This window comes from Paracoccus sp. NFXS7, assembly GCF_040148865.1.
In the GTDB taxonomy this organism is placed as follows: Bacteria; Pseudomonadota; Alphaproteobacteria; order Rhodobacterales; family Rhodobacteraceae; genus Paracoccus; species Paracoccus marcusii.
This window is the reverse complement of record NZ_JAKEKV010000006.1, coordinates 80,300-100,822: the sequence shown is the minus strand read 5'-3', so window position 1 is coordinate 100,822 and position 20,523 is coordinate 80,300. Positions and strand designations below refer to the sequence as shown.

22 protein-coding genes are annotated in these 20,523 nt (G+C 68.2%); 10 read left to right on the top strand and 12 right to left on the bottom strand.

The window, feature by feature from the left end; translation table 11 throughout:
• Positions 1 to 48 precede the first annotated feature (48 nt).
• Together LZ686_RS11530 and LZ686_RS11525 are read left to right on the top strand one after the other, a co-directional pair.
• Positions 49 to 366 (top strand): antibiotic ABC transporter, encoded by a 318-nt coding sequence (locus tag LZ686_RS11530; RefSeq protein ID WP_232303263.1) that lies wholly within the window; start codon positions 49 to 51, stop codon positions 364 to 366.
• A 63-nt stretch (positions 367 to 429) separates the two neighbouring features.
• Positions 430 to 1,182 (top strand): SDR family oxidoreductase, encoded by a 753-nt coding sequence (locus tag LZ686_RS11525; RefSeq protein ID WP_349547885.1) that lies wholly within the window; start codon positions 430 to 432, stop codon positions 1,180 to 1,182.
• Between the two features lie 65 nt (positions 1,183 to 1,247).
• On the opposite strand, the gene gap is transcribed toward LZ686_RS11525, so the two are convergent.
• The 4 genes from gap to purB all read right to left on the bottom strand — a co-directional run bounded on the left by gap (position 1,248) and on the right by purB (position 4,934).
• A complete protein-coding gene (gap, locus tag LZ686_RS11520) occupies positions 1,248 to 2,249 on the bottom strand; it encodes a type I glyceraldehyde-3-phosphate dehydrogenase (protein ID WP_045981170.1) in 1,002 nt (333 codons plus the stop codon).
• 90 nt (positions 2,250 to 2,339) lie between these two features.
• The gene (locus tag LZ686_RS11515; RefSeq protein WP_045981171.1) at positions 2,340 to 2,483 is read right to left on the bottom strand and encodes a hypothetical protein; all 144 of its coding nucleotides are present in this window, start codon (positions 2,481 to 2,483) and stop codon (positions 2,340 to 2,342) included.
• Positions 2,484 to 2,536: 53 nt separating this feature from the next.
• Positions 2,537 to 3,547 (bottom strand): FliG C-terminal domain-containing protein, encoded by a 1,011-nt coding sequence (locus LZ686_RS11510; protein WP_349547884.1) that lies wholly within the window; start codon positions 3,545 to 3,547, stop codon positions 2,537 to 2,539.
• 73 nt (positions 3,548 to 3,620) lie between these two features.
• Positions 3,621 to 4,934, bottom strand: coding sequence for an adenylosuccinate lyase (purB, locus tag LZ686_RS11505; protein ID WP_148910648.1), 1,314 nt, complete (start codon positions 4,932 to 4,934; stop codon positions 3,621 to 3,623).
• A gap of 144 nt (positions 4,935 to 5,078) precedes the next feature.
• Between purB and LZ686_RS11500 the strand changes: the two genes are divergently transcribed.
• The 3 genes from LZ686_RS11500 to LZ686_RS11490 are packed head-to-tail and all read left to right on the top strand — an operon-like array spanning position 5,079 to position 7,075.
• The gene (locus tag LZ686_RS11500) at positions 5,079 to 5,714 is read left to right on the top strand and encodes a hypothetical protein (protein ID WP_295166267.1); all 636 of its coding nucleotides are present in this window, start codon (positions 5,079 to 5,081) and stop codon (positions 5,712 to 5,714) included.
• A 21-nt stretch (positions 5,715 to 5,735) separates the two neighbouring features.
• On the top strand, positions 5,736 to 6,740 hold the full coding sequence (locus LZ686_RS11495; RefSeq protein ID WP_349547883.1) for a YihY/virulence factor BrkB family protein: 1,005 nt from the start codon (positions 5,736 to 5,738) through the stop codon (positions 6,738 to 6,740).
• Positions 6,737 to 7,075, top strand: a complete 339-nt coding sequence (locus tag LZ686_RS11490; protein ID WP_045981174.1) for an SMR family transporter — start codon at positions 6,737 to 6,739, stop codon at positions 7,073 to 7,075. The genes LZ686_RS11495 and LZ686_RS11490 overlap by 4 nt, the downstream gene beginning before the upstream one ends.
• Here LZ686_RS11490 and LZ686_RS11485 read toward each other — a convergent pair.
• From LZ686_RS11485 to LZ686_RS11475, 3 genes are all read right to left on the bottom strand, one after another.
• Positions 7,072 to 8,760, bottom strand: a complete 1,689-nt coding sequence (locus LZ686_RS11485; RefSeq protein WP_349547882.1) for a peptidoglycan -binding protein — start codon at positions 8,758 to 8,760, stop codon at positions 7,072 to 7,074. The genes LZ686_RS11490 and LZ686_RS11485 overlap by 4 nt on opposite strands.
• Positions 8,761 to 8,764: 4 nt before the next feature.
• Positions 8,765 to 9,913: a biopolymer transporter ExbB gene (locus LZ686_RS11480; RefSeq protein WP_349547976.1), complete on the bottom strand. Its 1,149-nt coding sequence runs from the start codon at positions 9,911 to 9,913 to the stop codon at positions 8,765 to 8,767.
• 222 nt (positions 9,914 to 10,135) lie between these two features.
• Entirely contained in the window at positions 10,136 to 10,681 is a 546-nt protein-coding gene (locus LZ686_RS11475; protein WP_349547881.1) for a gamma-glutamylcyclotransferase, read from the bottom strand.
• A 62-nt stretch (positions 10,682 to 10,743) separates the two neighbouring features.
• Between LZ686_RS11475 and LZ686_RS11470 the strand changes: the two genes are divergently transcribed.
• Positions 10,744 to 11,751 carry a DUF2125 domain-containing protein gene (locus tag LZ686_RS11470; RefSeq protein ID WP_349547880.1) on the top strand — a complete coding sequence of 336 codons (1,008 nt, stop codon included), beginning with the start codon at positions 10,744 to 10,746 and terminating at the stop codon, positions 11,749 to 11,751.
• Here the strand turns inward: LZ686_RS11470 and LZ686_RS11465 are convergent.
• A complete protein-coding gene (locus LZ686_RS11465; protein ID WP_045981178.1) occupies positions 11,748 to 12,674 on the bottom strand; it encodes a prephenate/arogenate dehydrogenase family protein in 927 nt (308 codons plus the stop codon). The genes LZ686_RS11470 and LZ686_RS11465 overlap by 4 nt on opposite strands.
• Positions 12,671 to 13,759, bottom strand: coding sequence for a histidinol-phosphate transaminase (gene hisC / locus LZ686_RS11460; RefSeq protein WP_349547879.1), 1,089 nt, complete (start codon positions 13,757 to 13,759; stop codon positions 12,671 to 12,673). The genes LZ686_RS11465 and hisC overlap by 4 nt, the downstream gene beginning before the upstream one ends.
• A gap of 81 nt (positions 13,760 to 13,840) precedes the next feature.
• Here hisC and LZ686_RS11455 point away from each other — a divergent pair, with 81 nt between their 5' ends.
• A complete protein-coding gene (locus LZ686_RS11455; RefSeq protein ID WP_349547878.1) occupies positions 13,841 to 13,966 on the top strand; it encodes a hypothetical protein in 126 nt (41 codons plus the stop codon).
• Positions 13,967 to 14,209: 243 nt separating this feature from the next.
• Here LZ686_RS11455 and rpsD read toward each other — a convergent pair whose 3' ends face one another.
• Together rpsD and LZ686_RS11445 are read right to left on the bottom strand one after the other, a co-directional pair.
• Positions 14,210 to 14,830 carry a 30S ribosomal protein S4 gene (gene rpsD / locus LZ686_RS11450; protein ID WP_045981180.1) on the bottom strand — a complete coding sequence of 207 codons (621 nt, stop codon included), beginning with the start codon at positions 14,828 to 14,830 and terminating at the stop codon, positions 14,210 to 14,212.
• 153 nt (positions 14,831 to 14,983) lie between these two features.
• The gene (locus LZ686_RS11445; RefSeq protein WP_349547877.1) at positions 14,984 to 16,108 is read right to left on the bottom strand and encodes an ROK family transcriptional regulator; all 1,125 of its coding nucleotides are present in this window, start codon (positions 16,106 to 16,108) and stop codon (positions 14,984 to 14,986) included.
• A gap of 125 nt (positions 16,109 to 16,233) precedes the next feature.
• Between LZ686_RS11445 and LZ686_RS11440 the strand changes: the two genes are divergently transcribed.
• From LZ686_RS11440 to LZ686_RS11430, 3 genes are all read left to right on the top strand, one after another.
• On the top strand, positions 16,234 to 17,256 hold the full coding sequence (locus tag LZ686_RS11440) for a sugar ABC transporter substrate-binding protein (RefSeq protein ID WP_502922007.1): 1,023 nt from the start codon (positions 16,234 to 16,236) through the stop codon (positions 17,254 to 17,256).
• A gap of 73 nt (positions 17,257 to 17,329) precedes the next feature.
• Positions 17,330 to 18,385 (top strand): ABC transporter permease, encoded by a 1,056-nt coding sequence (locus LZ686_RS11435; protein ID WP_045999488.1) that lies wholly within the window; start codon positions 17,330 to 17,332, stop codon positions 18,383 to 18,385.
• Positions 18,382 to 19,155, top strand: coding sequence for an ATP-binding cassette domain-containing protein (locus LZ686_RS11430; protein WP_045981184.1), 774 nt, complete (start codon positions 18,382 to 18,384; stop codon positions 19,153 to 19,155). Before LZ686_RS11435 ends, LZ686_RS11430 begins: the two co-directional genes overlap by 4 nt.
• Positions 19,156 to 19,250: 95 nt before the next feature.
• Here LZ686_RS11430 and LZ686_RS11425 read toward each other — a convergent pair whose 3' ends face one another.
• Entirely contained in the window at positions 19,251 to 20,471 is a 1,221-nt protein-coding gene (locus tag LZ686_RS11425) for a multidrug effflux MFS transporter (RefSeq protein ID WP_245008339.1), read from the bottom strand.
• Positions 20,472 to 20,523: the final 52 nt, after the last annotated feature.

Genomic DNA, 20,523 nt, shown 5'->3' with positions numbered 1-20,523 from the left:
GGCTTTGCCGGGCAGTTCCTGTGATGGCAGCCGAAAGGACCCTCGCCGATGAACCCGATGATGCCGATGATTCTTCCCGCAGCCCAGGCCCGGCTTGCGTCCCAGTTCGCGCGGATCGCGATCGAATCGAACATGGTGATCGGGCTGCGCATGGCGGGGATGATGGGCCTGATGGTCCAGGCCCCCGGAGAGCCGTTCCGCATGGTCGCCGAAAAGCAGGCTGCGGTATCTGAATCGCTGTTTGCGATGGCCAGCGCGGGGATGCGTGGGCACAGCGCCGAACGCATGCTGTCGGCCGGCATGCGGCCCTACGCCCGACGGACCCGCGCGAATTCCCGGCGCCTGTCCGCGGTCAAGGCCGGCTGAGGCGGAACAAGCCGTGCATCCACCCCGTTGGTCCCTGACGCAACATCGGGATGGAGCGGGCGGATGAAGACGGCACTGATCACCGGCGGCGCACAGGGCATCGGCAGGGGCATCGTGACCCGCCTTCGGTCAGACGGCTGGCGCGTCGCGGTCTTTGATCTGGATGCAGAGGCGCTGGACGAGATCGGCGCGGCCGATCCCGGCCTATTGGCCCTGCCCATCGATGTCGGCGACGAACGGCAGGTGGCGCAGGGGATGCTGGCCCTGCAGGGCTGGCTGCAGGGGGCAGGTCTGAACCTGGTGGTGTCGAATGCGGGTATCGCCGACCCGGTCAGCGGCCCCATCGAGGATCTGAGCCTGGAGGACTGGCAGCGGTGGCAGGACAGCCACGTGACCGGGGCGTTTCTGGTGATCCGCGCGACGGTGCCCCTGCTGCGTCAGGCGCGGGGCAGCATCGTCACGATGGCATCGACCCGTGCGCTGCAATCGGAACCCGACACAGAGGCCTATGCCGCGGCCAAGGGCGCGCTGGTCGCGATGACCCATGCGCTGGCGGTCAGCCTGGGGCCCAAGGTGCGCGCGAACTGCATCCTGCCCGGCTGGATCGACACAGGGCCGTGGCAGAAGGCCGCGAACCGCAGCGATGCCGACCATTCCGACGCCGACCGCAATCAGCATCCCGTGGGCCGCGTGGGCCGGGTCGAGGATATTGCCGGGTTGGTCGCCTGGCTGGCCTCGGACGAGGCTGGGTTCGTGACGGGCCAGCGCTTTGTCGTCGATGGCGGCATGACGGTGCGGATGATCTATGCCGACTGAATGCGGCGTCTCGCCATGAAAAAGGGCCCCGCAACGGGGCCCTTTCCTTTGGTCCGGCGGGGGTGTCAGATCAGCTTGCCCATCGCCACGGCCGTGTCCGACATGCGGTTCGAAAAGCCCCATTCGTTGTCGTACCAAGTCAGGATGCGGACCATGCGGCCCTCCATGACCTTGGTCTGGTCCATGTGGAAGATCGACGAATGCGGGTCGTGGTTGAAGTCGGACGACACCAGCGATTCCTCGGTATAGCCCAGGACGCCCTTCAGCGGGCCGTCGGCGGCCGCCTTGATGGCGCCGTTGATCTCGGCGACCGAGGTGTCGCGGCTGGCCTCGAACACCAGGTCCACGACCGAGACGTTGGGCGTCGGCACGCGGATGGCCACGCCGTCCAGCTTGCCCTTCAATTCCGGCAGGACCAGGCCCACGGCCTTGGCGGCCCCGGTCGAGGTCGGGATCATCGACAGCGCCGCGGCGCGGGCGCGGTACAGGTCCTTGTGCATCGTGTCCAGCGTCGGCTGATCGCCGGTATAGCTGTGGATCGTGGTCATGAACCCGCGGTCGATGCCGATCGTGTCGTTCAGGACCTTCGCCACCGGCGACAGGCAGTTCGTCGTGCAGCTGGCGTTCGAGACGACCAGGTCGTCCTTGGTCAGCGTGTCGTGGTTCACGCCATAGACGATGGTCTTGTCCGCGTTCTCGCCCGGGGCCGAGATCAGGACGCGCTTGGCACCGGTGGACAGATGCGCCTGCACCTTTTCCTTGGAGGTGAACAGGCCCGTGCATTCCATGATCACGTCGACATCGCCCCAGGGCAGTTCGGCCGGGTTGCGGATCGCGGTGACCTTGATCGGGCCGCGGCCCACGTCGATGCTGTCGCCCGACACCGTGACCTGTGCCGGAAAGCGTCCGTGGACGCTGTCATAGCGCAGCAGGTGGGCGTTGGTCTCGACCGGGCCAAGATCGTTGATGGCGACGACCTCGATATCGGTGCGGCCCGATTCGATGATTGCGCGCAGGACGTTGCGACCGATCCGGCCGAAGCCGTTGATGGCGACCTTGACTGCCATGGGTATCCCTCTCGAGCAGGTGATGGTTGCCCGTGGTGTAGCGTGGCGGCAGGGGCGATGCAAATGCCGAAACGGGCAGCGCCCCGCCCGTCAGCGCCAGAAGCTGAGATACTCTATCAACCGATCCATCGCTCGCGCGGCCATCAGCGGCAGGTGTCCGTCCAGCCACACATGGTCCACGGCAAAGGCCGCGGCGATCAGCAGCAGCAGGGCAATCGCGATCTGGTTGGTCATCTGCGCCTCCGGTCGTCGGGGTTATCGCGCGGGGACCTGCCCGCGCCAAGACCCTATTCGTCGTCCTGCGGCATCTTCAGGGTCAGCTGACCCGCCTCCTGCAGGCGGCGGATCGCGCTGATGACCTCGGTCATTGCCTCCTCGACATCCTTGGGGCGGGGCTTGCCCAAGGCCTCCCGCTCTTCTCGCAGGCCGTCGGACATGCGCTGCGACAGGTTCGACAGGATGAATTCCGCGGCAGCCGCATCGGCCTCGGCCGGCGCGGCCAGGGCGCGGACCAGCGTGGTCTGATCCAGTTCGCGGACGATCTTGGGCACCTCGCGCGGTTCGATCCGGGTGGGGATATGGGCAAAGATGAAGATCGCCTTGCGCACGCCATCCGCGAATTCCATGTCGCGTTCGTCCAGCGCGCCCAGCACGTCATCGCGCAGATCGGCGGTGGCAAAGTTCAGGATCGCGCCCATGCGGTCGCAGGCCGGCGTGGCGATGGCGGGCTTGGGCAGCGCCTCGGCCGCCTGCAGCAGCACCAGCCCGACCCGGCGCAGCGCCGCGGGCGTCACGCCCGAGGTCATCGACATCGCCTGCGCCACCACGCGCGCCCGGTCGCGGGGCAGGGCCATGAAGGTGGCCGATGCCGCCTCGACCGGCAGCTTGGACAGCATCAGCGCCACCAGTTCGACGGATTCGGCATTCGCCAGCGCGATCAGGGATTCCTTGGGCAGGTTGCACAGGCGCACCCAGGGGTCGGACTGCCCGGTGATCGCCGCGGTGCGCCGCAGGGCGTCAGAACTGTCGTCCGACAACCGTGCGCCCAGCATGGCAAGCGTGCCGTCCAGATCGCCCGGAAAGGTGACGCCGACCGATTCCAGCCGGTCGCAGAATTCGGTGATGACGGCGTCGCGGGTGTTGCGGTCGATCAGCTCCATCCCCGCCATCTCCTGCGCCAGCAGGGTCTGGGCATTGGGGTTCAGGCGGTCCAGTCCCGCGACCTCGTCATCGTCCAGCAGAAGGCGCACGATCACCGCCGCCTTCTGCCGCTGGTTCAGCCCTGTCTGGCCCGTCATCGCCGCCTCCGTCATCGCATCCGACGGCAGATTGCCACGACAGCCTTAACGCAAGGTTGACGGCGACCCGAAATTACAGCGGGTCGGCGCCGAAGACGCGGGCAAAGATCGTATCGACATGCTTGGTGTGATAGCCCAGATCGAACTTCTCGTTGATCTCGTCCGGGGTGAGGGCGGCGGTCACCTCGGCATCGGCCAGCAGTTCGGTGCGGAAATCGGCGCCCTTTTCCCAGACCTTCATGGCGTTGCGCTGAACCAGGCGATAGCTGTCCTCGCGCGACACGCCGGCCTGCGTCAGGGCCAGCAGCACCCGCTGGGACATGACCAGACCCTTGAACTGGTTCATGTTGCGCAGCATGTTCTCGGGATAGATCACCAGCTTCTCGACCACGCCCGCCAGGCGGTGCAGCGCGAAATCCAGCGTGATGGTCGTGTCCGGCCCGATCGCGCGCTCGACCGAGGAATGGCTGATGTCGCGCTCGTGCCACAGGGCGACGTTCTCCATCGCGGGGATGACCGACATGCGCACCAGCCGCGCCAGACCGGTCAGGTTCTCGGTCAGGACGGGGTTGCGCTTGTGGGGCATCGCGGACGAGCCCTTCTGGCCGGGGCTGAAGAACTCCTCGGCCTCCAGAACCTCGGTGCGCTGCATGTGGCGGATCTCGATGGCGATGTTCTCGATGCTGGAGGCGATCACGCCCAGCACGGCAAAGAACATCGCATGGCGGTCGCGCGGGATGACCTGGGTGCTGATCGGTTCGGGGCGCAGGCCCAGCTTCGCACAGACATGCTCCTCGACCGCCGGGTCGATATTGGCAAAGGTGCCGACCGCGCCGCTGATCGCGCCGGTGGCGATCTCCTCGCGCGCGGCCTGCAGGCGCGCGCGGCCGCGGGCCATCTCGGCATAGAAGCGGGCGAAGGTCAGGCCCATGGTGGTCGGTTCGGCGTGGATGCCGTGGCTGCGGCCGATGCGGACGGTGTCCTTGTGTTCATGCGCGCGAGCCTTCAGCGCGGCCAAAACCCGGTCCATGCCCGCCAGCAGCAGGTCGCTGGCACGGACAAGCTGCACGTTCAGCGTGGTGTCCAGCACGTCGCTGCTGGTCATGCCCTGGTGGACGAAACGCGCCTGGTCGGCGCCCACATGCTCGGCCAGATGCGTCAGGAAGGCGATGACGTCATGCTTGGTGACGGCCTCGATCTCGTCGATGCGGGCCACGTCGAACTGGACGTCGCGGGCCTTCCAGACGGCCTCGGCATTCTCGCGCGGGATCACGCCCAGATCGGCCTGCGCGTCGCAGGCATGGGCCTCGATCTCGTACCAGATGCGGAACTTGGTCTCGGGGGACCAGATGGCGACCATTTCGGGGCGGCTGTAACGCGGGATCATGGCGGGCTCCTTTTGCTGGGTCGGGGCATAGCGGGGCAGGGGGACGGGGGCAAGTTTTCATGCGCCCCGGCTGGCTTTGCGGGAACATTCCCTGCGCAAGGGGGGTTCGGTGGCAACAGACGCGACAACCGACCGGAGATTGCCATGCGCCGCCCCCAGACCCCCCGCCCGCCCCTGACCGAGGCCGACCGCACCAGCCAGACCCGCTTTGGTCCGCGCCCCGTGCCTGCCGGCCATCGTGGCCCGCAGCCGCGCCGCACGGACGACACCTCGACCGTCGCCAAGGCCGTGGTCTGGGCCGGCGTCGCGCTGGGCATGGCCGGGGTGACGGCCGCTGCGGCCATCGCCGCGCGCAAGCTGGCCGGAACGGACGATGCGCCCCGCCCGGCCTATCGCCCGGCAGCCGCCCCCCGGTTCGCCCATCTGGACGAGGACGAGCGCGAGGCGATGCGCCGCCGCGTCCGTGCCCAGGCCCGCGAGGACAACGCCCATGCCGCCCGTCTGCGCGCCAAGGCGTCGCGCGGCCGCAGCGGCAATTTCGCCAAGGACCTGACGCGCACCGCGACCGACCTGTCGGACGGTCTGAACGGCGTCGCGCAGTCGCTGGCGGGGGCGTTCCAGTCGTTCCGCGGCGTCTCCAGCCAGGCGACGACCATCGTGGGCGATTTCGTGGCCGCGGCCGATCAGCTGCGTGCCATCCTGAATGGCGCGCCCGGTCCCAATCCGGGCCCCGTCCAGCAGCGTGCCCCGCGCCCGCAATCCGACGACACCCGGATCTGATCCGCCCATCAGGGACGACGCATGACCCAAGGGACCGGCATTCGCGACGCCCTGTTCGGCCCGCTGGATGACGACACGAAACGGCGTTTCGGCCTGATGGCCGCTGACCCCGCCCCGGTGCCCGCCAAGCGGATGCCGGGGCTTCGCGACATGAGGCGCGCCGACCTGCTGGCGGTCGCGAAATCGACGTTTCGCCAGATCGGCGACGATCGCGTCACGTCGGTGTCCGGGGGCGTCACCTTCTTCGGCCTGCTGTCGCTGTTTCCGGCCATCACCGCCTTCGTGTCGCTGTACGGGCTGTGGGCGGACCCCTCGACCATCCAAAGCCATCTGGAACTGATCGAACCGCTGCTGCCCGAAAGCTCGCTGGAGATCATCCGCGCGCAGGTCGTGTCCATTGCCTCGGCCTCGACGGGCGCGCTGTCCCTGGCGGGGGTCGTGGCGCTGCTGGTCGCGTTCTATTCGGCGAATGGCGGGATGAAGGCGCTGCTGTCGGCGCTGAACGTCGCATTCTTTCAACGCGAGACGCGCGGCATCGTGCGTCTGAACCTGGTGGCGATGTGCTTTACCATCGGTGGGCTGGCGATGATCGCGCTGATGCTGGCGGTGATCGCGGTCGTGCCCATGCTGCTGCGGCTGTTACCCATCGGCTGGGGGGCCGAGACGATCCTGGCCGTGATCCGCTGGCCGCTGATGCTGGGTCTGCTGATCGCGGCGCTGGCGGCGGTCTATCGCTGGGGGCCTGCGGCGCCCAAGTCGCGCTGGCGCTGGATCTCTCCGGGCGCGGTCTTTGCCGGGCTGGCGCTTGTCGCGACCTCGATGCTGTTTTCCTGGTACGCGGTGAATTTCGGCAATTACAACGAGACCTACGGATCGCTGGGTGCAGTGGTCGCACTGATGACTTGGCTGTGGCTGAACGCGACGATCGTGCTGGTCGGGGCCGAGATCAATTCCGAACTGGAACGCCACCTGAAACATATGGCAGGCTTGCCCGACGACCGTCCCCTGAAGCGTGAGGCCCGATGACCCTGTCCCCTTACATCCCCCTGGGGTTCGCCATCGCGCTGGAGGTTCTGGGCACGACGCTGTTGCAGCGCTCGGAACAGTTCACGCGCTTGGCGCCCACGGTGGGGATGGCCGTCTGCTATCTGGCCAGCTTCTACCTGCTGTCTGTCAGCCTCAAGGTGCTGCCCCTGGGCGTGGCCTATGCGATCTGGAGCGCGTTCGGCGTGGCCCTGGTCGCGATGATCGGGCTGGTTGTGTTCGGTCAGCGGCTGGACCTGCCGGCGGTGATCGGGCTGTGCCTGATCGTTGCCGGGGTCGTCGTCATCAACGTGTTCTCCCGTACCGTCGGGCACTAACGCTCGGTCAGCTTCAGTTCGATCCGGCGGTTCAGGGCGCGGGCTTCGGGCGTGTCTTGGGTCGCGATGGGGCGGGTGTCGGCAAAGCCCGTGGGCGCCAGGCGCGCGGCCGGAAAGTCCAGATCGTCGGAAAGATAGCGTACCACGGCCAGGGCGCGGGCCTGGCTCAGTTCCCAGTTGTCGGCATAGCGGCCGGTCCCCGACAGGGGCAGGTTGTCGGTATGCCCGTCGACGCGGATGATCCAGTCGATTTCGGGCGGGATCTCGTCGGCGATGTCGCGCAGCAGGGTGGCAAGCCCGGCGACCTGCTCGCGGCCAGCCTGGGACAGGGTGGCCTCTCCGGGGGCGAACAGCACTTCGGACTGGAACACGAAGCGGTCGCCCACGACCTGCACGCCCTCGCGCCCCGATAGGATCTGCGACAGCCGGCCAAAGAATTCGGACCGATAGCGGGCCAGGTCCTGGGCCTCGGCCTCGGCCGCCAGGCGGGCCTCCTCCTCCAGCGCCAGGCGGGCGCGGGTCTCCTCGGCGGCGCGGACAAGGGCGGCGTTCAACTGTTGGCCCAGGTCGGACACGCGGAGCTCTGCATCCGCCTGCTCCTGCCCCGCCGTATCCAGCAGCGCCTGCAACGACCCCAGCTGAGATCGCAGCTGCGCCACCTGTTCGTTCAGCGCCGCCACCCGGCGCTGGCTGTCCTGCGACAGGTCCTCCTGATCGGCCAGCTCCGCCCGCGCGGTGGCCAGCAGGGCGGCCTGACGCTCGGCCTCTGTCAGCTGGGCCTGGGCCTGCGTCTCCGCCGCGTCGCGGGCGGCATTCGCGGCAGCCAGCAGAGTCAGCGTCTCCTCCGCCTCGCGGCGACGCTCCTCCAGGGCCAGGGTCATGGCGGTCAGTTCGGCATCCGCCCCCTCCAGCCGCTCGCGCAGCAGGGCTGCGGCCTCGGCCTCAGCCAGCCGGGTCTGTTCGGCCTCGGTCAGGCTGGCCTGGGTCCGGTCCAGCTGCGCCTGCTGCTGGCCGACCTGTGCGCGCAGGTCCGCGGCCAGCGCCTCCAGCGCATCGCGGCGGGCGGCAGCAAGGCGCGCGGCCTCGGCCTGCGCGTCAGTCTCGGACCGCGCGGCCGCGACCGCCAGCTCCGCGGCCGATGCGCGGTCCTCTGCCTGATCCAGCTGCGTCTCCAACGTCTCGAGCCGCGCCTGACCCTGTGCGCGTTCGGCCAGCAGGGCAGCGACCTCGGCCTCGAAGTCGGTCAGGCGGGTGCGCGCCTCGGCCAGCTGGGTCTCTCCGGTGGCCAGCTGGCTGGACAGGCGGGCGATGCGGGCGGCACGGTCGCGGGCCTCCGCCTCGGCGCGGGCGGCACGCTCGGCCTCGGTCTCCAGCGACCGGGTCAGGTCGGCCTCGCGATCCTGGGACGCGTTCAGCGCCTGGCCCAGGGACGCGACCTGCGCGCCCAGTTCGTTCAGCTGGCGTTCCTGGCGCGAGATGACCTGACCCTGGTCGGTGATCGTTTCGTCCTGGGTGCTGATCGTGTCGTCCTGGGTGGTGATCTGTTCGCGCAGCACCCCCTGGACCACGGTAAAGATCGTCAGCACGAACATCAGCACCAGAAGCAGCGCCGTCATCGCGTCGACGAAGCCCGGCCAGATCGTGGACGAGAAACGCTGTGCCGAGGATCCGCGGGACAGGCGCATCGGTCTAGCCCTCGCCGCGGGCGGGGTCGCGGCCCAGCAGGTCGTCGCGGAACGGGTCGCCAAAGCGCGCGGCGCGGACCGCGCGGGTCAGCACCTGGATGTCGGCGCGCAGATCGGCCACCGCCTCGTTCCGGCCACTGGTCAGTTCGGTGGTCAGGCGGTCCAGCGCGGCCTCCAGCCGCGTCAGGTCGGGGGCGGGCGGCTGGTGATCGGCCAGCTGCGTCAGGGCCTGCGTCAGGCGTTCGGACTGGCCATCGGGCGCGTCGCGGTCGGCCTGCGCTTGCTGGACCAGCGCGTCGATCGCCTGTGCCATGACCACGACGCGTTCGTCGGCCATCAGCGCGGCCTCGTCCCGCATGGCGTCGCGTTCGGCGTGATAGGCCTGCAGGCGGTCCATCTGCCCCGCCATCTGGTCCAGGAACCCGGCCAGTGCCGCCTGATCGACACCGTCCCCATCACCCGAGGCGATGCTGATCCGGGTAAAGCCCGACATCCACTCCTCCAGTTCGCGATAGAACCGGTTCTGGCCGTGCGTCACGAACAGCTCCAGAAGGCCCACCACCAGCGACCCTGCCAGACCCAGCAACGACGAGGAGAATGCCGTAGCCATCCCGCCCAACTGCGATTCAAGGCCCGTCATCAGGTTCTGGAACAGGTCCAGCCCCGACTGTCCGTTTTCAGGCGACAGTGCCCGGATGGTCGCCACGACCGCCGGGATGGTTGTCGCAAGACCGTAGAATGTGCCCAGAAGCCCCAGAAAGATCAGCAGATTTGCTAGATAGCGGGTGATGTCGCGCGCCTCGTCGATGCGCGTCGCGACCGAATCCAGGATCGAGCTTGCGGCGCTGGCGCTGATCGCCTCTCCGCCGGGCCCGCGCGATCCCAGCAGGGCCGCCAGGGGGGCCAGCAGGCGCGGCGCCTCGTCCTGGGTGGTGCCGTTGCGGTCGGTGTCGCGGCGCCGGGCGGCGAACCGTTCGATCCAGCTGACCGACCGGGTCAGCTGCCCCACCTGCCAGAAGCAGGCCAGCACGCCCAGGGCAAAGACCGTCAGGATCAGTCCGTTCAGCCAGCGGTTCGCGTCGAAGATGGACAGGATCCGCCCATAGGCGAACCAGCCCCCCGCCAGGACCAGCCCCAGCACGATCAGCATCATCAGGATCTGCCGCACCGGTTGGGAAAAGCGCGGCGCGCCCGCCGCCCCGATCAGGGCCTTGTCCCGCGTGGCCGAGATGCGCCGGTTCGTCAGGGTCAGCCGCGAGGGCGCCCTGGGGTCGCCATGTGTCGGATCGCTCACCGGTAAATCCCCGTCCCATCGATGCTTTTGCTCGACTGTAGGACGGGGCGCCTCACTTGCCAAGCATTCCGACGGCGCAGGTTAGCCGGGCGGCGGCAACAGCGCCCGGACGGCATCAGACAGCGCGTCCAGATGGTCGTCGGGCATGCCGATTTGCGCCAGATGGGCGGCAGTGTTGAACAGGTAATCGGCGTTCGGGCCGCGCCCGCCATGCGCCTGCGCGATGATGCGGGCCTGTTCGTCGGCGGGCAGGCCGCCGGCATATTGCCAGTGGTCGCGCCGCATCACATAGGCCAGCGCCTGTACCCGCCGACCGTCCTGCAGATCGACAGGCAGGATCGCCTCGCGATAGGCGTCGGTCACCAGTTCGCGCGCACGCAGGTCGGCCAGGACGCGGTCGTGATCGCGGGGGCGGATGCGCAGGGCCACGCCCTGGCAGCTGGCGCCATCCTGCGGATCGAGGCCCAGCACCAGGCCGGGCACGGCCTCGGTCCCGCGATGCTGGATCGACCGCAGGCAGAAGCTGCGGGCATATCCGGCCAGGCGCGCATGCACGGTCTCGGCCGGATCGAAACCGGGGTTCCAGATCAGCGAGCCATAGCCGAAAACCCAATCGATGCGTTCCATTGTCCGTCCTTTCGGGGCACAAGGTAGGGCAGGACGGGGCGGGAAAAAAGGGCAGGGCGGGCATGCGCGGGATGGTGATCGGGACGGGACTGGTGCTGGCGCTGCTGGCGGGCGGCTGGCTGGGCGCCGAGACGCTGGCCAGCAACCGCGTGGCCGCACTGATCGCGCAGGACCCGGCGCTGCAGGCCGTATCGGTCGCGCCCCTGCGCGATCCGCGCCGGATCGGCGTCGCGCTGTCCGAACCGTCCTGGTCGGACCCGGCGCTTTCCATCAGCCTGCCCTGGGCGCGGCTGTTCCTGTCGCCGGCATCGCCGCTGACCGCGCGGCTGGACCTGCCCGACGGAGCGGCGGTGACCCAAGGCGGGCAGGTGATGCAGCTGGGCCTGTCTGCGCCCGTGGCCAGCATGGCCCTGTCGCCCCTGAACGGTATGGCGCCCAACCGGCTGGACGTGCAGGCCCGCGACCTGACGCTGGACGGCCAGCCCCTGGCGCAGGGCCTGTCGCTGCAGGCGCGGCTGGCGGGGCTGGGATCGGATGCGCCGCGCCCCGCGCGCGCCGCCTATGACCTTGATCTGGGACTGACCGGCCTGCAGGTCGGTGGACTGGCGCAGCTGGGGCTGGACCCCGGTCCGATCCCCGGACCGCTGTCGGTCACGGGGCCGCTGCGGATCTGGCTGGACGGCACGCCCACGGTCACCGGCGACGCCGCGCCGCAGATCGTCGGCTGGCAGACCGCCGGTCTGGACCTGCGCGCCGACACGATCGGCCTGCGCATCGTGGGTCGCCTGTCGCGCGACGACCAGGGCTTGGCCGAAGGGCAGGTGGCGCTGTATTCCGCAGACGCGGATGCGATGATCGGGATGGCCACCGGGCTGGGGCTGATCCCGGCGCAGGCCGCGATGCTGCTGCGGGCAGGCCTGTCGCAGCTGTCGCAGTCGGATCTGGACGACACGCTGCCCGGCCCCGACTTTCCCGCAGCGGCCGAGGGCGAGCTGCGCGTGGCCGTCATCATGCGCGATGGCCAGCTGATCCTGGGCGGTGTGCCGATCGGCCCCGCCCCGGCGATCTAGCCCGCGGGGCGCGCGCCGGGAGTGCGGCCGAAATCGGGGGCCTCGGTGTCCTGTCCGGCCTCGATGATGCCGCGGCGGATTGCCCGCGTGCGGGTGAAGTAGTCGTGCAGCTGCTGGCCGTCGCCCATGCGGATCGCGCGTTGCAGGACGAACAGCTCCTCGGTGAAGCGGCCCAGGATGTCCAGCGTCGCCTCCTTGTTGTGCAGGAACACGTCGCGCCACATCGTCGGGTCGCTGGCCGCGATCCGGGTGAAGTCGCGGAAACCGGCGGCGGAATACTGGATCACCTCCTCGCCGGACACACGGCGCAGGTGGTCGGCCACCCCCACCATCGTATATGCGATCAGGTGCGGCGCGTGGCTGGTCACGGCCAGGACCAGGTCGTGATGGGGGGCGTCCATCCGGTCGGTCTTGGCGCCCATCGCGGTGATCAGCCGGTCCAGCCGCGCAAGCGCCTCCGGGTCGGTGTCGGGCAGCGGCGTCAGCAGCCACCAGCGGTTGCGGAACAGGCTGGCAAAGCCCGCGCGGGGCCCTGAATGTTCAGTGCCGGCCAGTGGATGGCCGGGGATGAAATGCACGCCTGCCGGCAGGCAGGGGGCGACCGCGTCGATGACCGACTGCTTGACCGAACCGACATCGGTGATCGTGGCACCGGGGGCCAGATGGGGCGCGATCTCGGCCATGACCTCGGCCATGGCGCCGACGGGGACGGCCAGCACCACCAGATCGGCCCCGGCCACCGCCAAGGCGGCAGTGTCGCAGACCTCGCACAGGCCGATCTCGCGTGCGGTGTCGCGCGTCGCCTGGCTGCGGGCATAGCCGGTGACGCGGCCCGCCAGCCCGCCATCACGAATGGCATGGGCCATCGATCCCGCGATCAGGCCCAGCCCGATCAGGGCCACCTTGTCATAGACCTGCGTCATTGCGCGCGCCCCTGCATGAAGTTGCCCAGGCAGTCCAGCACCCGCGTCACGGCCGCCTCGTCGCCCACGGTGATGCGCAGCGCGTCGGGCAGGCCGTATCCGCCGACGCGCCGCACCAGGATGCCTTCGGCGCGCAGCGCCGCATCGGCCGCGGCCGCGGTCTGGGGGCTGTCAAAGCGGGCCAGCACGAAATTGGCAAAGCTTTCGTCGCAGCCGATGCCCATCTGGATTAGCGATTGCCGCATCCGGTCGCGCATCCGCGCGTTCAGTGCGATGCAGCGGTCGGTGAAGTCGCGATCCAGGACGGCGGCACGTGCGGCCTCCATCTGGGCGTTGGACAGGTTGAAGGGCTGGCGGATGCGGTTCAGCACGTCGATCACCGCGCGCGCGGCATAGCCCCATCCGATGCGCAGCCCGCCCAGGCCATAGGCCTTGGAGAAGGTCCGCGTCATGATCACATTCGGATGCCGGTCGACCAGCGACGCGCCGCCGTCGAACCCGTCGGCGAATTCCGTATAGGCGCCGTCATGGACGAACAGCACCTGCGGCGGCAGGCCGTCGACCAGGCGCTGCAACTCGTCCGCGCCTAGCATCGTGCCGGTCGGATTGGCCGGGTTCGCGATGAAGACGACGCGCGTGCGCTCGGTCACCGCGGCCAGGATCGCGTCCACATCGACGCGGCGCGTGTCCTCGGGGACCGTTACCGGGATCGCGCCGACCATGCGCGCCAGGATGGGATACATCGAAAAGCCGTGCTCGGTCGTGATGACCTCGTCGCCCGGACCGGCAAAGGCCTGAACCACGAACTGCAGCACCTCGTCCGAGCCCACGCCGCAGATGATGCGATCCGGATCCAGCCCGTGCACCTGCCCGATGGCCGCGCGCAGCCCCGCGTGATCGGTCGCCGGATAGCGGTGCAGATCGCCCGCCGCGCGGCGGAAGGCCTCCTGCGCCGCGGGGCTGGGACCAAGCGGGTTCTCGTTCGACGACAGCTTGAGCACGTCGTCGCGGCCCGCCAGCGTGCTTTCGCCGCTGACGTAAAGCGCGATATCCATGATGCCGGGCTGCACGGGGGTCTGGGTCATGGGGGTCCATCCTTGTGTCCGGCCCCGTTTAGTGCCGTGCCGATGCCAAGGAAAGCCCCCAAACCGTCGCGTGCCGCATGCTTGGGCAAGGACGAAATCCGCTGCGTTGATCGGCGGGACGTCGACATGGCGCAGCACGATGCCATCGCCGCCACAGCGGATGACAGTGTCCCGATCAATGATGCGCAGATCCGCAATCCGACTTGACCCGATGGCCGCTGGGATGCGCGATCCAAGCCCCGTTTCCGCCCAAGCGGCCAGAACCGGGATTGGTCGGGGCGGTCAGTTCAAAGGGTCCGCGCTGGATGCGGGCTATCACGGCAATCCGACAAGGACGAATGCCGCCCCGCCAGCCGATCCTGATTGAACGGCAATTGGGAAAATGAGTGCAATGCCATACAAAAGGCCGCATCCGAAGATGCGGCCCAAAGACGGTCGATCTGGCGAAGATCAGTTCTTCGCGTAGAATTCGACGACCAGGTTCGGTTCCATCTGCACGGCATAGGGGATGTCGCCCAGGGCCGGGGTGCGCACGAAGGTCGCGGTCATCTTGTTGTGGTCGACTTCCAGATAGTCCGGAACGTCACGCTCGGTCAGGGCGACGGCTTCCAGCACGATGGCCAGCTGGCGCGAACGCTCGCGGATCGAGATGACATCGCCTTCCTTGACGCGGTAGGACGCGATGTTCACGCGCTGACCGTTGACCTGGATGTGGCCGTGGTTCACGAACTGGCGGGCGGCCCAGATGGTCGCCACGAACTTGGCGCGATAGACGACGGCGTCCAGGCGACGCTCCAGCAGGCCGACCAGGTTCTCGCCGGTGTCGCCGCGGATCCGCTCGGCTTCGGCATAGATGCGGCGGAACTGCTTTTCCGTCAGGTCGCCGTAGTAGCCCTTGAGCTTCTGCTTGGCGCGCAGCTGGGTGCCGAAGTCCGACAGCTTGTTCTTGCGGCGCTGGCCGTGCTGGCCGGGGCCGTATTCGCGACGGTTGACGGGCGACTTGGCGCGGCCCCAGATGTTCTCGCCCATGCGGCGATCGAGTTTGTACTTGGCAGACGTGCGTTTGGTCACGGCTGATCTCCTTCAACAGGTTGCGAAGGGCGTTGTCCTTTGGCCCAGGGGTCTTGCGATCCGGGGCCTGACAGGGTTCCCCTTGCGGGGTCCACCAACACCAACGAAGCGTGCCGTATAGACGCGCAGGCCCCGGTGTCAACCGCAATCGCCCTAGTCCAGCGCCCCGTCCGGCTGAAAGAAATGCGCCAGCGGCAGCCCCGCGGCCCCCAGGATGCGCGCGCTGCGGCCAAGCGATCCCTCGATCACCTGCGGACGGTCGATGCCGGCGGTCGGCATCCCCTCCAGCGCCGCGCGGGTCGCCTGGGCCAGCCGCGCGCGCGTCGCGGACGGCACCGCCCCGTCGATCACCACCAGCGGCAGATCGACCAGAGCCACCGCCGACAGCGCGACGAAGGCCAGTGCCCGGCCCGCCTGGTCGGCCCATTCCGACTCGATCCCGGCGGGAACGTCCCAGCCCGAATCGTCGGGCGGCAGCGACCGCCCGATCAGGGCCTCCAGCGCCGAGACCGAGGCCTTTTCCAACAGCTGGCCGCCCTGTGCGCCCATGACCGGAATGGGCATCGACCCCAGGGCGCCCGCGTTGCGGGTCGGGCCGTGGCGCAGCGCGCCGTCCAGGACGATGCCGCCGCCCGCGAAATGGGCGATGTAGATATGGATGAAGTCCCGCGGCAGGTCGGTCTTGCCGAAGATCAGCTCTGCCCCGCAGGCGGTGGTGGCGTCGTTTTCCACGAAGATCGGGACGGGCAGGCTGCGCGACAGTTCGGCCTGCAGGTCGTGGTCCAGCCAATCGGCCATCTCCTGACCCCAGTCCCACAGCCGATAGGGGGTCGCGACACCCAGTCCCATCAGACGTGCGCGCTGGCCGGGGTCCAGCGATGCGGTCATCGTGTCCAGTCCCTGACGCGCGAATGCCAGCACGCGGTCGGGGGTGGGGTGGGCATAGACCTCCTGGCGGTGCATGCGCACGCGGCCCGCGAAATCGACCAGCGCCAGTTCGACCAGCCGGCGTCCGATCTTGAGCCCCAGGAACCACGCCCCGTCCGGGGCCAGCGCCAGCGGGGTCGAGGGTTGGCCGACCTTGCCCCGCACCACCGCACCGGCGTCCAGATAGCCCGCCATCATCAGCTTGCGCGTCAGGTTGGTGATGGACTGTGCCGACAGCCCCGTCAGCTGCGCCAGCGCCGCGCGCGGCATCGGTCCCCGCCGTCGGATCAGCGACAGGATCAGCCGTTCGTTCCGGCTGAGCGCGCCGGGGCCGTCACGATCTAGGGGCATGGGTTCCGTCCTCCTGAATCGCATTAATCAACATGATTGATTTATTGACAAGCGCAATCTTCTGGTGCTTTGTAACGTCAAGACGGCCGAGGAACCGTCGTGCTGGAGGAGTTAGTCAAGTGACCATCAAAACCGTTATCCGCGCATCCGTCGCGGTGTCCGCGCTTGGCCTGTCGGCAGGCTTTGCCCAAGCGCAAGAGGCCACCAAGGCCTGCCTGATCACCAAGACGGACATCAACCCGTTCTTCGTGAAGATGAAGGAAGGCGCCACCGCCAAGGCCGCGGAGCTGGGCATCGAGCTGATGACCTTTGCCGGCAAGATCGACGGCGACCACGAGACCCAGCAGCAGGCCGTCGAAAGCTGCATCGCGGCGGGCGTCAAGGGCATCCTGATCACCGCGTCCGACACCAAGGCCATCACCGAATCGCTGGGTCAGGCCCGCGAGGCGGGGATCCTGGTCATCGCGCTGGACACGCCGCTGGACCCGATCGATGCGGCCGACGCGACCTTTGCCACCGACAACCGCGAGGCGGGCCGCCTGATCGGCGCCTGGGCCGCAGGCCAGATGGGGGATGCGGCTGCGGATGCCAAGATCGCCATGCTGGACCTGTCGGCCAGCGCGCCGTCGGTCGACGTGCTGCGCGATCAGGGCTTCATGGCGGGCTTTGGCATCGACGTGAAGGACGAGAACGTCATCGGTGACGAGGACGACGCCCGCATCGTCGGCCACGAGGTCACCTCGGGCAACGAGGAAGGCGGCCAGCAGGCCATGGAGGCGCTGATGCAGCGCGATCCGGCGATCAACCTGGTCTACACGATCAACGAACCGGCAGCGGCCGGCGCCTATGAGGCGCTGAAGTCCTTTGGCATGGAAGAGAACGCCCTGATCGTGTCGATCGACGGAGGGTGCCCCGGCGTCCAGAACGTCGAGGCGGGCGTGATCGGCGCCACCGCCCAGCAGTATCCGCTGCTGATGGCGTCGATGGGCATCGAGGCCATCGCGGCCTTTGCCGCCGACGGCACCAAGCCGGAAACCAGCGAGGGGTTGGATTTCACCAACACCGGCGTGAACCTGGTCACGGACAAGCCGGTCGAGGGCGTGCCGTCGATCAGCGTGGCCGAAGGCCTAGAGCAGTGCTGGGGCTGATGCCCCCCGCCGCATGACGTCGCGACGGCGGGTTGGCCGCCGTCGCCTTCCGTGACACGCCACGAGGTCCCCGATGTCCGACACCCCCGATCCCGTGGTCGAGCGCGTTGCCGGTGAGAAGGTCGCGCAGTTCGACCATCGTCACCGCAGCACGCTGGACCGGGTGCAGCATTTCCTGCACCAGTATCCCACCATGGTTCCGGTCATCGTGCTGGTCCTGTCGCTGATCGCCTTCGGGCTGATCTCTCCCAACTTCTTCTCGGCGTTCAACCTGTCGCTGATCCTGCAGCAGGTGGCCGTCGTGGGCACGCTGGCGGCGGCGCAGTCGCTGGTCATCCTGACCGCGGGCATCGACCTGTCGGTCGGCGCGGTCATGGTGCTGATTTCTGTCGTGATGGGGCAGCTGGCGGTCAACTTCGGCATCCCGGTGCCGATCGCCATCCTGGTCGGCCTGGCCTGCGGGGCGGGAACCGGCGCGCTGAACGGTTTCCTGGTCACGCGGCTGAAGCTGCCGCCCTTCATCACCACGCTTGGGACCTGGAACGTGTTTCTGGCACTGAACTACTACCTGTCGGGTCGAGAGACGATCCGCAGCCAGACCCTGGACATGGACGCGCCGCTGCTGAAGTTCTTCGGCACCCGGTTCAACCTGGGCGGCGCCGTGCTGACCTATGGCGTGGTGCTAATGCTGGTCGTGTTCGCGGTGCTGTTCTATGCGCTGTACTATACCGCCTGGGGGCGGCGGGTCTATGCGGTCGGCGACGACCCGGAATCGGCCGCGCTGGCCGGCATCCAGACCAAGCGCGTGCTGCTGTCGGTCTATGTCGTGGCGGGCCTGATCTGCGGCCTGGCGGCATGGTCGTCCATCGGTCGCGTGGGGTCGATCAGCCCGACGTCGTTCTTCGAGGCAAACCTGGAATCGATCACGGCTGTGGTCATCGGGGGCATCTCGCTGTTCGGGGGGCGCGGGTCGATCGTGGGGCCGCTGATCGGGGCGCTGATCGTGGGCGTGTTCAACTCGGGCCTGCGGCTGGCGGGTGTGGATGTGCTGTGGCAGCTGTTTGCGACCGGCTGGCTGATCATCTTCGCCGTCGCCATCGACCAATGGATCAGAAAGGTGTCGTCATGACCGAGCCGCTGCTTACCGCCCGCAACCTGGTCAAGCGCTATGGCCGCGTGACTGCCATGGATCATGCCGACTTCGACCTGTATCCCGGCGAGATCCTGGCCGTGATCGGCGACAACGGCGCCGGCAAGTCCAGCCTAATCAAGGCCATCTCGGGCGCGGTCAAGCCCGACGAGGGCGAGATCCGGCTGAACGGCCAGGTGGTCAGCTTTGACAGCCCGCTGGATGCCCGCAAGATGGGGATCGAGACGGTCTATCAGACGCTGGCCCTGTCGCCCGCGCTGTCGATCTCGGATAACATGTTCATGGGGCGCGAGATTCGCAAGAAGGGCATCATGGGCCAGTGGTTCGGGATGCTGGACAAGCAGGCGATGGACGATTTCGCCCGCGCCAAGCTGTCCGAACTGGGCCTGATGACGATCCAGAACATCGCCCAGCCCGTCGAGACCCTGTCCGGCGGTCAGCGCCAGGGCGTCGCCGTGGCGCGGGCGGCGGCCTTCGGCAGCCGGGTGATCATCCTGGACGAGCCGACCGCCGCACTGGGCGTCAAGGAAAGCCGCCGGGTTCTGGACCTGATCCAGGACGTGCGGTCGCGGGGCATCCCGATCGTGCTGATCAGCCACAACATGCCGCACGTGTTCGAGGTGGCGGACCGCGTCCACATCCACCGCCTGGGCAAGCGGCTGTGCGTGATCGACCCCAAGCAACATTCGATGTCGGATGCCGTGGCCTACATGACCGGCGCGCGCGCACCCGAGGGGGTTGCCGCCTGAGCCTTGCGTCCCGCGGCGGCCGGGGGGCCAGCCCCCCGGACCCCCCGTGGGCGGTTCCATGACGAACGGGCGGGACCGAATGGCCCCGCCCATCTTCAGTCGTTCAGACGCCGCATCAGCGCCCAGGCCAGGCCCGAGCAGATCAGCGTCGCCGTGATCGCCGGGATCGCCGTGCCGTTATAAAGCAGTCCAACCGGAGCCGCGATCAGCACCGCCGCCAGCGTCGAGATCGCCGCGACGATGGATGCGGCCATGCCTGCGATATGGCCCATGCGCTGCAGCGCCAGCGCGTTCAGGTTGCCGAAGGTTACCCCGGCCATGAAGAACACGCTGACCGCCCAAAAGAAGAAGACCGGGAATTCCAATCCCTGCGGCAGCACGCCGGACAGGATCAGCGTCAGCGCCAGTCCCGACACGATGGTCTGCATCACATAGGCCCATTTCGCGATCCGCCGCATGCCAAAGCGCATCACGAAGGTTGCGTTCAGTACCGTTCCCGACCCCGACAGCAGCGCCATGGCGGCGAACCAAAGGTGGAAGTTCTCTCCCTTGCCGTAGGTTTCGCCGAAAAGCTGCTGGGCCGAGGACAGCAGGCCGAACATCTGCCCAAAGCCGAGCGTCAGGATCAGCGTCGCCAGCATCACCTGACGGTCGGACAGGACCTCGCGCGCGGCGGCATAGAGGGTGCCGATGCGCAGGGGACGGCGGGCGGCGGGGGGCAACGTCTCTGCCTGGCGGATGTTCAGCCACAATGCGCCGATCACGGCGAAGGCGATGAAGGCCAGGAACACCCCGTGCCAGTCCGAGATCGCGATGATCCCCGCACCAAGCGTCGGCGCCACGGCCGGGATCATGATAAAGATCATCATGACGAAGCTGCTGATCCGGGCCATCTCGCGCCCTTCGTAGAGGTCGCGGACCAGGGCCAGACCCACGATGCGCGGACCGGCGGCGCCGAGACCCTGCACGAAGCGCGCGACCAGCAGCAGTTCTAGCGAATCGGCATAGATCGCGGCGATGGTCGCGGCGATGTAGATGCCAAAGCCGATGGTGATCGTGCGCTTGCGGCCAAGCGCGTCGGACAACGGGCCCGCGAATAGCGTGCCAAGCCCCATCCCGGCCACGAAGGTGGTCAGGATCAGCTGGGCGCGGTTTACGTTGTCGGGCGTCAGGTCCGCCGCGATGTCAGGCAATGCGGGCAGCATCGCGTCGATGGAAAAGGCGATGGTGGCGAACAGGAATGCCAGCATCGCGATGAATTCGGGCAGGGGCAGGCGTTGCTGCTGCGCAAGCCCGGGGTGGGAAACGTCTGTCATGGGGTCACCGGTTGGGTCAGACCCTCAGATAGGCCCATCTTGCAGAGTCTGC